Raw genomic sequence first — 11,284 nt, 5'->3', positions numbered from 1 at the left:
GTCAGCCTCGCGCTCCCTCGTGGGGCGTGTCTCTAGAGACACTGACTGGATCTTCCCAGGAGCACTGGCCGGCCGTCCCATCCCGGGAGCTACGCCCAGAGCTGGCCCTGGAGGACCTCGATCGCTTCCTCCGTCGTCGCCGCCGTGTACACGCCCGTCGACAGGTACTTCCAGCCCCCGTCGGCCACGACGAACACGATGTCGGCGGACTCCCCGGCGGCGGCCGCCTTGCGGCCCACGCCGATCGCCGCGTGCAGGGCGGCGCCCGTCGAGACGCCCGCGAAGATGCCCTCCTGCTGGAGGAGTTCACGGGTGCGGGTCACCGCGTCGGCCGAGCCCACCGAGTAGCGGGTCGTCAGGACCGAGGCGTCGTACAGCTCGGGGACGAAGCCCTCGTCGAGGTTGCGCAGGCCGTAGACGAGGTCGTCGTACCGCGGCTCCGCGGCCACGATCTTCACCCCGGGCACGTGCTCGCGCAGGTAGCGGCCGACGCCCATCAGGGTGCCCGTCGTGCCCAGGCCCGCCACGAAGTGGGTGACCGAGGGGAGGTCCGCCAGGATCTCCGGGCCGGTCGTGGCGTAGTGGGCGCCCGCGTTGTCCGGGTTGCCGTACTGGTAGAGCATCACCCAGTCGGGGTGCTCCGCCGCCAGCTCCTTCGCCACCCGCACGGCGGTGTTGGAACCGCCCGCGGCCGGCGACGGGATGATCTCGGCTCCCCACATCGCGAGAAGGTCGCGGCGCTCCTGCGAGGTGTTCTCCGGCATCACGCACACGATCCGGTAGCCCTTGAGCTTCGCGGCCATCGCGAGCGAGATGCCCGTGTTGCCGGAGGTGGGCTCCAGGATGGTGCAGCCGGGGAAGAGGCGGCCGTCCTTCTCCGCCTGCTCGATCATGTGGAGCGCCGGGCGGTCCTTGATCGAGCCGGTCGGGTTGCGGTCCTCCAGCTTGGCCCAGATCCGGACGTCCGCCGAGGGGGACAGCCGCGGCAGGCGGACCAGCGGGGTGTTGCCGACCGCCGCGAGCGGGGAGTCGTACCGCATTACTTCGAGCCGCCGGCCACGGCCGGGAGGATGGTGACGCTGTCGCCGTCCTTGAGGGCGGTGGCGATGCCGTCGATGAAGCGGACGTCCTCGTCGTTGAGGTAGACGTTCACGAAGCGGCGCAGCTTGCCGTCCTCGAGGAGGCGGGCCTCGATGCCCTTGTGACGGGTCTCCAGGTCCGCGAACAGCTCGGAGAGGTTGGCGCCCTCGCCGTTCACGGCCTTCTCGCCGTCGGTGTAGGTGCGGAGGATGGTGGGGATGCGGACCTCGATGGCCATGGCAGCGTGCTCCAGTGTCGTGAAGGCGGAGGTGGAGAGAAGAGTGAGGGCGCGCTCTCGTGCGGCCCGCGCGCGGGGCCGTGGTGCTCAGGCGGCAGGACAGATGGCGCTGGCGAGGCGGCACAGGTCGACGTGCAGCCGCGCCACGAGCAGCAGCCTGCCGGGCGTCTCGATGCTCACGTCGTGGGAAACCATGCGGTCATGTTAACGATTCCCGGTCCCCCGTTTGGAGTGTGATCCCGCATCGTGGACGCCGGCCGCTCACATCGTGGTCAGTAGGCCGCCACGACCTGCACTTCCTCCTCCGTGATCACCCCGTCGACGATCCGGTACGAGCGGAACTGGAACTCGCCCAGGCCGTCGGTGTCGGCCGTGGAGACCAGGACGTAGTGGGCGCCGGGCTCGTTGGCGTAGGTGACGTCCGTGCGCGAGGGGTAGGCCTCGGTCGCGGTGTGCGAGTGGTAGACGATCACGGGCTCCTCGTCCCGGTCGTCGAGCTCGCGGTAGAGCTTCAGCAGGTCCTTCGAGTCGAACTCGTAGAACGTGGGCGAGCGGGCCGCGTTGAGCATCGGGATGAACCGCTCCGGACGGCCGGTGCCCGCCGGGCCGGCCACCACGCCGCACGCCTCGTCGGGGTGGTCCTGGCGGGCGTGTTCCACGATCTGGTCGTACAGGGCCTGGGTGAGGGTCAGCATGAGCGACAGGATAAGCAGACGGGCCCTCCCGTACCGAGGTGTGGTACGGGAGGGCCCGGATGTTGGACACGAGGTCCACGGGAGCGCGGTTCCCGGCCGCGGCAGGCGGCCGGGACCCACGGCCCGGGGCTTCGGCTACGAGGAGCTGGAGGCCTTCTCGAACGCGGCTCCGCTGGGGTTGCGGGCCTTGAGGACGAGGTAGGACACGCCGAGGATCAGGCCCCACAGCGGCGCGCAGTACAGCGAGACGCGGGAGTCCTTGTCCAGGCCCATCATCACGATGACCATGCCGATGAAGGCCAGGGAGAAGTAGCTGGTGTACGGGGCGCCCGGGGTGCGGAAGGTCGACTGGGGCAGTTCGCCGCGGTCGGCCTTGGCGCGGTAGCGGATCTGGCAGACGAGGATGACGATCCAGGCCCACATGCCGGAGATGGTGGCGAAGGAGACGACGTAGTCGAAGGCCTTGCCGGGGGCGACGTAGTTGATCCAGACGCCGACGAGCATCAGGGCGGCGGAGAAGGTGGTGCCGACGAGCGGGGTGCCGGTCTTGGTCAGCTTGGTGAAGAACTTCGGGCCCTGGCCGTTGAGCGCGAGGTCGCGCAGCATGCGGCCGGTGGAGTACATGCCCGAGTTGCAGGAGGACAGGGCGGCGGTCAGGACGACGAAGTTGACGATCGCGGCGCCGATGCCCAGGCCCATCTTCTCGAAGGCGAGGACGAAGGGGCTCTCGCCGGCCTTGAAGTTCTGCCACGGGATGACCGACATGATCATGATGAGCGCGCCGACGTAGAAGACGGCGATGCGCCACGGCACGGTGTTGATGGCCTTGGGCAGGGTCTTCGCCGGGTCCTTGGACTCGCCGGCGGTGACGCCGACCAGCTCGACCGCGAGGAAGGCGAACACGACGATCTGCAGGGTCATCAGCGTCTCGCCGATGCCGTTGGGGAAGAAGCCGCGGTCGTTCCACAGGTTGGAGACGGAGGCGCCGGCGGCGGCGTCGGAGAAGCCGATCGTGAGGATGCCGGCGCAGATCAGGATCATGCCGACGATGGCGGTGACCTTGACCATGGAGAACCAGAACTCCAGCTCGCCGAAGAGCTTCACGGAGATCAGGTTGGCGGCGTAGAGGATGACCGTGAAGATCAGCGCGTAGGCCCACTGCGGGAAGCTGTCGTGCGTCCAGTACGACATGTACTTCGCGGCGGCGGTGACCTCGGTGATGCCGGTGACGACCCAGAACAGCCAGTACGTCCAGCCGGTGGCGTAACCCCAGAACGGGCCGAGGAACTCGCGGGCGTAGTCGGAGAAGGAGCCCGAGACGGGGCGGTACATGAGCAGCTCGCCCAGGGCCCGCATGATGAAGAAGATGACCAGGCCGACGATGGCGTAGGCCAGGATCAGGCTGGGGCCGGCCTTCGAGATCGCCTTGCCCGCGCCCAGGAACAGGCCGGTGCCGATGGCCCCGCCGATCGCGATCATCTGGATCTGGCGGGCGCCGAGCGCGCGGTGGTAACCCTCGCCGTCGCCCTCGCCCTGCGTGCCCTCGCCGGGCGTCCTGTCGTGCTGCTCGACCTGCACAGAGGTCATGTTTGGTGCGCCTTTCTCCACGCCGACCCGCGCCTGAGACGGCTGCGGATCGGGTCCTCGATCCCCCCGGATACGGATGGAGTTGCACCCGGCGGTCAGCCGGTTCAAGCGGGCCGGGGGACATGGGTGGCGTCCCGGCGGCGGTCGTGAAGATTTATCACGCGCTTAGGGGTGGAGGAAGGGGCGAAATGCGACGCGGCGCACGGTTAAATCGGGACATCTGGCCAGAAATAGATCAGATCACCGCATGGCGGTGATCTGATCGTTATCCGGATTTGAGCGTCCGCTGAGCGAACGACGCGCTCTCTTGAGGATCCTCAGAGCGTTTCGACGAGGGTCTCCTGGAGTCCGCCCAGCCACAGGTACGCCATCACCATCGGCTTGCGCGGGTCGTCGTCCGGCAGCCGGTACAGCTCCGAGCTCTGCTCGTCGTCGGTGATCTCCAGCCGGGCCGCGATGGTCAGCCGCAGGTCGTTGAGGGAGCCGAGCCAGCGCAGCGACAGCTCCCCGCCCAGCTCCAGCACGGCCGCGCCGTCGCCCGCCGGGGTGAGCGAGTCGAGGCTGCGGACGACGGCGAGGGCGTCCTCCCGCTTGCGGGTGCGCAGGTCGTTCTCGGTGAAGCGGCGGAACTCCGACGAGCGCGCCCGCAGCTCCTCCGGGTCCTCGCCGGGCCCCGCGCCGGGGCCCCCGTAGGCGTCGGGGAACAGCCGGGCCAGTGCCGGGTCGGACGGGGGCTCGGTGGGGCCCTCGGCGGCGAACAGCACGGCCAGCGGGTCGGCGTCCGCGGCGGGCTCCGGCTCGCCGGGGCCGATCAGCTCCAGCAGCTGCACCGCGAGGGAGCGCAGGATGGAGATCTCGATCTCGTCCAGCGCGACGGCGGCCCCGCCGCCCTTCAGGGGCTCGAACACTCCGCCCATCAGTTGCGGTCCTGCGAGAGGGTCGCCCAGAGCCCGTAGCCGTGCATGGCCTGCACGTCGCGCTCCATCTCCTCGCGGGTGCCGCTGGAGACGACCGCCCGTCCCTTGTTGTGGACGTCGAGCATCAGCCTGGTCGCCTTGTCCTTGGGGTAGCCGAAGTACGCCTGGAACACGTACGTCACGTAGCTCATGAGGTTGACCGGGTCGTTGTGGACCAGGGTCACCCAGGGGACGTCGGGTTCCGGGACCGCGAAGGTCTCCTCTGCCGATTCGGTCCGTTCGATCTCAATCGGAGCAACACTCACTCGTCCCATGCTGCCACTGCGAGTGGCCCGTCGCACAAACGGGTCCCCCTCCGGGACCCCGCCCCCGGCCCGCCCGGAAGTACATCTCGTCAGTTTGACGAAATGTGCGCTAGCATCCGTGACATGAACCCTGCGGACCTGGGCCTGCCGGTGGACGTGCCGTCGACAGCGCTCTTCACGGACCATTACGAGCTGACGATGCTGCAGGCCGCGCTGGCCAACGGCACGGCCGACCGGCGCTCCGTCTTCGAGGTCTTCACCCGGCGGCTGCCCGAGGGGCGGCGCTACGGGGTGCTGGCGGGCACCGGGCGCGTCCTGGACGCCGTGGAGAACTTCCGTTTCGACGGAGCGGTGCTGGAGTTCCTGCGCGAGCGGGCCGTCGTCGACATGCGGACGCTGGACTGGCTGGCCTCGTACCGCTTCTCGGGTGACATCTGGGGCTACCCGGAGGGGGAGGTCTACTTCCCCGGATCGCCCGTCCTGCGCGTCGAGGGCAGCTTCGCCGAGTGCGTGCTGCTGGAGACGGTCATCCTGTCGATCCTCAACCACGACTCGGCGATCGCCGCCGCCGCCTCCCGGAGGGCCTCGGCCGCCGGCGGCCGGCCGCTGATCGAGATGGGCGCGCGCCGGACGCACGAGCTCGCGGCCGTCGCGGCCTCGCGGGCCGCGTACGTGGGCGGCTTCACCTCCACCTCCGACCTGGCGGCCGGCTTCCGGTACGGGATCCCGACGGTCGGCACCAGCGCGCACGCCTTCACCCTGCTGCACGACACCGAGCGCGACGCGTTCACCGCGCAGGTGGCCTCGCTGGGCTCCGGAACCACCCTCCTGGTGGACACGTACGACGTCGCGGAGGCCGTCCGCACGGCGGTGGAGGTCGCCGGGACCGACCTGGGCGCGGTCCGGATCGACTCCGGCGACCTGCTGCTCGTCGCGCACCGGGTGCGGCAGCAGCTGGACGAGCTGGGCGCGACGCGGACGCGGATCGTGGTCACCTCCGACCTGGACGAGTACGCGATCGCCTCGCTGGCGGCGGCGCCGGTGGACGCGTACGGGGTGGGCACCCAGCTGGTGACCGGCAGCGGGCACCCGACGTGCTCGATGGTCTACAAGCTCGTCGCACGGGCGGAGTCGGCGGACCCGAAGGCTCCGCTGGTGCCGGTCGCGAAGAAGTCCTCCGGCGGGAAGACCTCGATCGGCGGGCGCAAGTGGGCGGCGCGGCGGCTGGACGCCGAGGGCGTCGCGGAGGCCGAGGTGGTCGGGACCGGGCCGGTCCCGACGGCGCTGGCCGACCGGCAGCTGGCGGTGCAGCTCGTGAAGGCGGGCGAGGTGGTGGCCCGCGAGCCGCTGGACGCGGCGCGCGCCCGCCACGAGCGGGCCCGTGCGGGCCTGCCGCTGTCCGCGACGCAGCTCTCCCGGGGCGAGCCGGTCCTCCCGACCGAGTACGCGTAGCGGCCGCGCGGAGCGGGGCCCTTCGGGGCTCCGCCCCGGACCCCGCGCCTCGAACGCCGGCAGGGCCGGAATCGGCCTGCGGGGTCTGGGGCGCAGCCCCAGTTTCGGGAAGGGGCGGGGTGGGGGAAGAGCCCCCGCGGGGCCCGCCCGCACCGTACGACCACCCACACCGATCCGAAGGGCACGTGACATGCACCGCGCACTGATCGTCGTCGACGTACAGAACGACTTCTGCGAAGGCGGCAGCCTCGCGGTCACCGGCGGCGCCGACGTCGCCGCCGCGATCACCGAGCTGATCGGGAACGCCACCGCCGGCTACCGGCACGTCGTGGCGACGCGGGACCACCACATCGACCCCGGTCCGCACTTCGCGCTGCCCCCGGCCGAGCCGGACTACGAGAACTCCTGGCCCGCGCACTGCGTCGCCGGGACCGAGGGCGTCGGGTTCCACCCGAACTTCGCCCCCGCCGTCGCCTCGGGGGCGGTCGCAGCCGTCTTCGACAAGGGCGCGTACGAGGCCGCCTACAGCGGCTTCGAGGGCACGGACGAGAACGGCTCCGGCCTCGCCGGCTGGCTGCGCGAGCGGAACGTGGACGAGGTGGACGTCGTCGGCATCGCCACCGACCACTGCGTCCGCGCCACCGCCCTCGACGCCGCCCGCGAGGGCTTCACCACCCGCGTCCTGCTGGACCTGACGGCCGCCGTGGCCCCCCACACCACCGAGAAGGCCCTGGCGGACCTCCGCGCGGCGGGCGTGACCCTCGTCGGCACCCTGAGCGGCCCCGCCCCCGCCTGAGCCTCGGGGGGCGCGCAGGGCGCGGCCCGGGGTGCCCCAGGCGCCCCAGGGCGTGCGCCCGGGCGCGCCCGGGCGCCCCCGGCTCTCGAACAGGCCCTAGCGCCCCAGCAGCGCCCGTATCGGGTGCCACAGCTCCGCCGTGCAGTCCGGGGTGCCCCGCCACAGGAGGCCGTCCGGGTGGTGGAGGACCGCCGTGATCTCGTCCGGGGTCGGCGGCTGCGCGTTGCCGCGCAGGTACACGGCCCTCATGCCGAGGTTCCGCAGCCTGGTCAGGGCGCGGGCCCGGTTCGCGGCGTGCACCAGCACGCGGACGTCTCCGCCGTCGCCGGACGGCCTCGGCAGCGTCAGCGCGACCACGACGCTGCCGCCCGGCAGTCTGACGAAACCTCCACCTGGCATGACCCTCAGCTCCCCCGTCAATAAGAACAGTCGTCCGTGCATCTAAACGCGATCGGCCGCCGCCCGCTAGAGGGCGACGGCCGATCATGCTTTGACCTGCGGTTTCAACGACTACTTGGCCGCGGGGCCGACCTCGATCGTCATCTGGAGGCCGTCGTAGGTCTCCTTCGCGATCTTGATCTTGGTGTTGGTGTCAGCGACCTTCACCGAACCGGTCGGGTTCTCGTCGTAGTAGTACTTGCCCTTGTGGTCGTCGAAGACCAGGTTCGCCGGCTTCGGCTTGACGAAGAGCGACTCACCGTTCTTGTGCAGGGTGAACGCGTCCGTCGAGTAGGCGCTGAACGGGGCGTCGTACGGCTGGATCTTGTTGCGGAGCAGCGTGCCGTCGGCCCACTTCATCGGCTTGGCGTTGGCGTCGATCGGGAGGATCAGACCCGAGCCGGGGTGCTGGCTCGTGTTGTTGTCCTTCTGCGACTTGTCCCACAGCCAGATCAGCAGACCGTCCTGGTACGGGTAGTGCTCGACCCAGTTCGGCTTCGAGTTGGCCCAGCCGAAGTTGTACGGGCCGACCTTGAGGGTCTGGTCGTACGAGACGTAGCGGCGGTTCTCCGCGATGTAGTACTGCGGGTACTCCTTGGTGAAGCTGCCGCCGACCCGCTCGAAGCCCTTGCCGGTCCAGCCGTTGTCGCCGTTCTCGGCACCGTCGGTGAAGACGGCCGCACCGTCGGCGGTCAGGGTGATGGCGTCGGCCGTGAAGCCCTTGCCGCCCGCGCCGCCGTCCGTCTGGTAGCGGAAGCGGAGGTCGATCTTCTGGCCCGCGTAGGCGTCGAGCGGGAAGTTCAGGGACTTCCAGGCGCCGGAGGCACCGGTCAGCGCGACGCTGCCGGAGGCGTCGGCCGGGATGGCCGCGCCGTCGGCGGTGCCGGCCAGCGCGTGCCAGGTGGCGCCGCCGTCCGTGGACACCTCGGTGTAGAGGAAGTCGTAGTCCTGCTCGATGTCCCACCAGCCCTTGAGGGACAGGGCCGCGGACTTCTTGCCCGTCAGGTCGACGGAGCGGGTGAGGGTGTTCTTGAGGTCGTCACCCATCTGGCTCCACCACTGCGAGGAACCCTCGGCGGGAGCGACGATGTCGGTCTTGACCTGCTTCTTGGGCAGCTCGACGACCAGCGCCTGCTTGTCCTTGGTGTTGTACTCCGAGACGCCCAGCTTGTGCGTGGACTTCGTCGCGGCCTTGGCCGTGTCGTAGTTCAGCCAGCCCAGCTGGAGCTTGTCCCAGGCGGTCATGTCGCCCGGGAGGTCGCCTATGGAGTCCTTGCCCTCGCCGAGCCAGGAGCCCGCCGACATCAGGGACCAGAAGCCGACCGAGTTCTCGCCGCCGCCGGAGGTGTCGTAGAGGTCCGGCAGACCGAGGTCGTGGCCGTACTCGTGCGCGAAGACGCCGAGGCCGCCGTTCTCCGGCTGCATCGTGTAGTCGCCGACCCACATGCCGGTGTCGCCGATCTGGGTGCCGCCGGCCTTGTTGTTGGCCGGGCCGGTCTTGCCGACGTCCGTGCCGTACGCGTACCAGCGGTGCGCCCACAGCGCGTTGGTGCCCTGCACGCCGCCGCCGGCCGACTCGTCCTCGCCCGCGTGGACGATCTGGAAGTGGTCGATGTAGCCGTCGGGCTCGTTGAAGTTGCCGTCGCCGTCGTAGTCGTTGCGGTCCCACTGGTCGTACTGCGCCAGGGTCGCCTTGATGTCCGCGTCGGACTTGCCGGCCTTCTTCTGCGCGTCCACCCACGCGTTCACGCCGTCGCGGACGGCGTCCCACACGGTGGGGCAGTTGGTCTGACCGCAGTAGTTCGAGCCGTAACGGGCCTCGTTCCACGGGATCTTGACCCAGTCGGAGACCTGTCCGTCGACCGAGTAGCGGCCCGAGGAGGTCTTCTCGTAGTAGGTCTTCAGCGAGTTCTTGCCCTGGCCGGTACCGAAGTACAGGTCCTGGAAGTAGTCGCGGCTGAAGTCCTTGCGCCAGGCGGTGCTGTTGTTGCTCGCGCGGTCGGGCTGCGCGATCTGGTTGTGCAGCGGGCCGGGCGTGCCGCCGAACTTGGGCTGCGGCGGCTTCGGGCCGTTCGGGCCGTCCGGGTCGTACATGGTCGTGTTGTCGACCTGGTCCCCGAAGTCCACGAGGATGGTGAAGATCTTGTCGGTCTTCTCGCGGCCGAGCTCGACGTACTTCTTGTCGTCGAGCTTGACGACCTTCGAGGCACCGCGCTGCTCGACCTGCTTCTTGCCCGCCAGCACCTGGTCAAGGGCAGCCTCGCGCTCCTGCGCCTGCTGCTTGCTGAACGGGGTTTCGAGGTCGTGCTTGACCTTCTCCTGGGCAGGAGCGGTCGGGTCCTGCTTGTCGGAGGCGGGTACGCCGCCCCAGCTGGTGTCGGCCTGGGCCGTGGCGAAGAAGGCGCCCGAGGCGGCCGTTGCCGCCATGGTCACGCCGACGACGGCGGCGCGCAGCGCGCGACGCCTTGCGGAGTTGCCGGTCACTTGATGTCGTTCCCCTCCCGCGGCCGCGGGCGTTGGTCGGAACGTCTCCATAGGAGTGGGGGGTTCCGCGCGGCGCGCGTCTCAAGTGACGACATTTGACCGGAGAGTCTAAAGAAAAGACAGACCTTGACTTCTTCCTTACAACTGCACTATGCGGTCAGGCAGTTCCGTTATTCGGACGTTTGGAGTCATCGGGGCCTTCCGGGGCGAAGGGACGCGCTGACGGCCGACGGTCGTCCGGTTGCGACCCGGTTTGTGACCCCGTGCGCCCCCCGTGCTCCGGCATCGTGGGTAAGGTCACGCTTACTTCTGGCCCTCCTCGGGCATCCCGTCGTATGAGTCACTTGACGCGCGAGACGGTTGAGCCGACTCCGAGCCGACGCACCTGCACCTCCCGCCTCCGAGGACGGAACACGTCATGCCGCGTCCGACTGCCGCACAGCTCGCCTACGGCTCCGCCACCGTCATCGTGTCGACCATCGCCATGCTGCTGCTCTCGCAGACGAGCACGGGGATCGGGGTCGCCGTCATCTCCGCCGCCGCGCTCGCCCTCGGGCTGCTGGTCGCCCTCACCGTGCCGCTCCCCCGCCGGCGCGGCCGCCACGCCGCCGCCCGCGGCGCCGCCCGGCAGAGCGCGGCCGCGGCGCCGGCCGTGCCGGCCGCGGAGGTCCGGGTGCCGGAGCCGCGAACGGCCCCCGCGGAGCAGCCCGTCCACCACTGAGCCGCCCCGGCGCGCGTGCGCCCGTCGGCGCGCCTCAGGGCGCCGTGACGACCACCGTCCTGGCGGCCTTGTCGTGCAGGCCCTGCTGGTAGGGCTTGTCGATCAGGATCGAGATGCCCACGATGACCCACCACAGGCCGCAGCAGAGGAAGAACGGCACCCAGAGGGTGGCGGCCCGGCTGATCGAGGCGCCGGAGGTGGGCACGCTGCCGTCGTTGAGCGCGGCCACCCGCAGGCGCATCGCCTTCTTGCCCAGGGTCTGGCCGGTCTTCTGGGTGAGGTACCAGTCGTAGCCGATGAAGGCGGCGACGTAGAGCAGCCACCACAGCAGGAAGGCCCCGCCGAGCCAGCGGCTCGCGGCGTCGGACAGCTGACCGTCGTCGTTGGTCGCGGTCGACGGGAAGGCCAGCCCGATCGCGAAGAAGACGATCCAGAGCGGGATGAACACGGCCAGCACGTCGATGATGCGGGCGACAGGCTTCTGGACCGCCGTCCTCGGCGGACTGATCATCTCCGTCGTCTCCTGGGCCCTGAACCTGGCCCTGCCCGACAAGAACTGAGCGAGCCTCCC

General features: G+C 70.0%; 13 protein-coding genes and 1 pseudogene. 4 read left to right on the top strand and 10 right to left on the bottom strand.

What is annotated here, in order from left to right:
* Window positions 1-89 precede the first annotated feature (89 nt).
* The 7 genes from AB0O29_RS32010 to clpS all read right to left on the bottom strand — a co-directional run bounded on the left by AB0O29_RS32010 (window position 90) and on the right by clpS (window position 4,831).
* Window positions 90-1,040 (bottom strand): cysteine synthase, encoded by a 951-nt coding sequence (locus AB0O29_RS32010; RefSeq protein ID WP_365158721.1) that lies wholly within the window; start codon window positions 1,038-1,040, stop codon window positions 90-92.
* On the bottom strand, window positions 1,040-1,318 hold the full coding sequence (locus AB0O29_RS32005) for a MoaD/ThiS family protein (protein WP_365158719.1): 279 nt from the start codon (window positions 1,316-1,318) through the stop codon (window positions 1,040-1,042). The genes AB0O29_RS32010 and AB0O29_RS32005 overlap by 1 nt, the downstream gene beginning before the upstream one ends.
* Before the next feature lie 87 nt (window positions 1,319-1,405).
* Window positions 1,406-1,513 (bottom strand): putative leader peptide, encoded by a 108-nt coding sequence (locus AB0O29_RS32000; RefSeq protein ID WP_311736929.1) that lies wholly within the window; start codon window positions 1,511-1,513, stop codon window positions 1,406-1,408.
* A 77-nt stretch (window positions 1,514-1,590) separates the two neighbouring features.
* Window positions 1,591-2,013 (bottom strand): M67 family metallopeptidase, encoded by a 423-nt coding sequence (locus AB0O29_RS31995; RefSeq protein WP_365158716.1) that lies wholly within the window; start codon window positions 2,011-2,013, stop codon window positions 1,591-1,593.
* A gap of 135 nt (window positions 2,014-2,148) precedes the next feature.
* Window positions 2,149-3,600, bottom strand: a complete 1,452-nt coding sequence (locus tag AB0O29_RS31990; RefSeq protein ID WP_365158714.1) for an amino acid permease — start codon at window positions 3,598-3,600, stop codon at window positions 2,149-2,151.
* 317 nt (window positions 3,601-3,917) lie between these two features.
* On the bottom strand, window positions 3,918-4,517 hold the full coding sequence (locus AB0O29_RS31985) for a DUF2017 domain-containing protein (RefSeq protein WP_365158711.1): 600 nt from the start codon (window positions 4,515-4,517) through the stop codon (window positions 3,918-3,920).
* The gene (gene clpS / locus AB0O29_RS31980; protein ID WP_045948367.1) at window positions 4,517-4,831 is read right to left on the bottom strand and encodes an ATP-dependent Clp protease adapter ClpS; all 315 of its coding nucleotides are present in this window, start codon (window positions 4,829-4,831) and stop codon (window positions 4,517-4,519) included. The genes AB0O29_RS31985 and clpS overlap by 1 nt, the downstream gene beginning before the upstream one ends.
* Before the next feature lie 114 nt (window positions 4,832-4,945).
* Here clpS and AB0O29_RS31975 point away from each other — a divergent pair, with 114 nt between their 5' ends.
* Both AB0O29_RS31975 and AB0O29_RS31970 read left to right on the top strand, forming a co-directional pair.
* Entirely contained in the window at window positions 4,946-6,274 is a 1,329-nt protein-coding gene (locus tag AB0O29_RS31975) for a nicotinate phosphoribosyltransferase (RefSeq protein WP_365158707.1), read from the top strand.
* Window positions 6,275-6,464: 190 nt separating this feature from the next.
* Window positions 6,465-7,070, top strand: a complete 606-nt coding sequence (locus AB0O29_RS31970) for a nicotinamidase (protein WP_365158704.1) — start codon at window positions 6,465-6,467, stop codon at window positions 7,068-7,070.
* Window positions 7,071-7,166: 96 nt separating this feature from the next.
* Here the strand turns inward: AB0O29_RS31970 and AB0O29_RS31965 are convergent, their stop codons facing one another.
* Together AB0O29_RS31965 and AB0O29_RS31960 are read right to left on the bottom strand one after the other, a co-directional pair.
* Complete coding sequence (locus AB0O29_RS31965; protein ID WP_365158701.1) at window positions 7,167-7,469, bottom strand: hypothetical protein; 303 nt, start codon at window positions 7,467-7,469, stop codon at window positions 7,167-7,169.
* A gap of 111 nt (window positions 7,470-7,580) precedes the next feature.
* Window positions 7,581-9,935, bottom strand: a complete 2,355-nt coding sequence (locus tag AB0O29_RS31960) for an immune inhibitor A domain-containing protein (RefSeq protein ID WP_365158724.1) — start codon at window positions 9,933-9,935, stop codon at window positions 7,581-7,583.
* A 475-nt stretch (window positions 9,936-10,410) separates the two neighbouring features.
* On the opposite strand from AB0O29_RS31960, the gene AB0O29_RS31955 reads away from it, so the two are divergent.
* The gene (locus tag AB0O29_RS31955; RefSeq protein WP_365158699.1) at window positions 10,411-10,713 is read left to right on the top strand and encodes a hypothetical protein; all 303 of its coding nucleotides are present in this window, start codon (window positions 10,411-10,413) and stop codon (window positions 10,711-10,713) included.
* Window positions 10,714-10,747: 34 nt separating this feature from the next.
* Here the strand turns inward: AB0O29_RS31955 and AB0O29_RS31950 are convergent, their stop codons facing one another.
* Window positions 10,748-11,161, bottom strand: coding sequence for an RDD family protein (locus AB0O29_RS31950; protein ID WP_365158696.1), 414 nt, complete (start codon window positions 11,159-11,161; stop codon window positions 10,748-10,750).
* A gap of 28 nt (window positions 11,162-11,189) precedes the next feature.
* Here AB0O29_RS31950 and AB0O29_RS31945 point away from each other — a divergent pair.
* Window positions 11,190-11,273 (top strand): annotated as a pseudogene (locus AB0O29_RS31945) (phage holin family protein); the annotation flags it as partial.
* Between the last annotated feature and the right edge of the window lie 11 nt (window positions 11,274-11,284).

Origin of the sequence: Streptomyces sp. NPDC089915 (genome assembly GCF_040684675.1) — a bacterium.
In the GTDB taxonomy this organism is placed as follows: Bacteria; Actinomycetota; Actinomycetes; order Streptomycetales; family Streptomycetaceae; genus Streptomyces.
The sequence above is the reverse complement of the archived record's forward strand: the minus strand, read 5'-3'. Positions and strand labels throughout refer to the sequence as shown.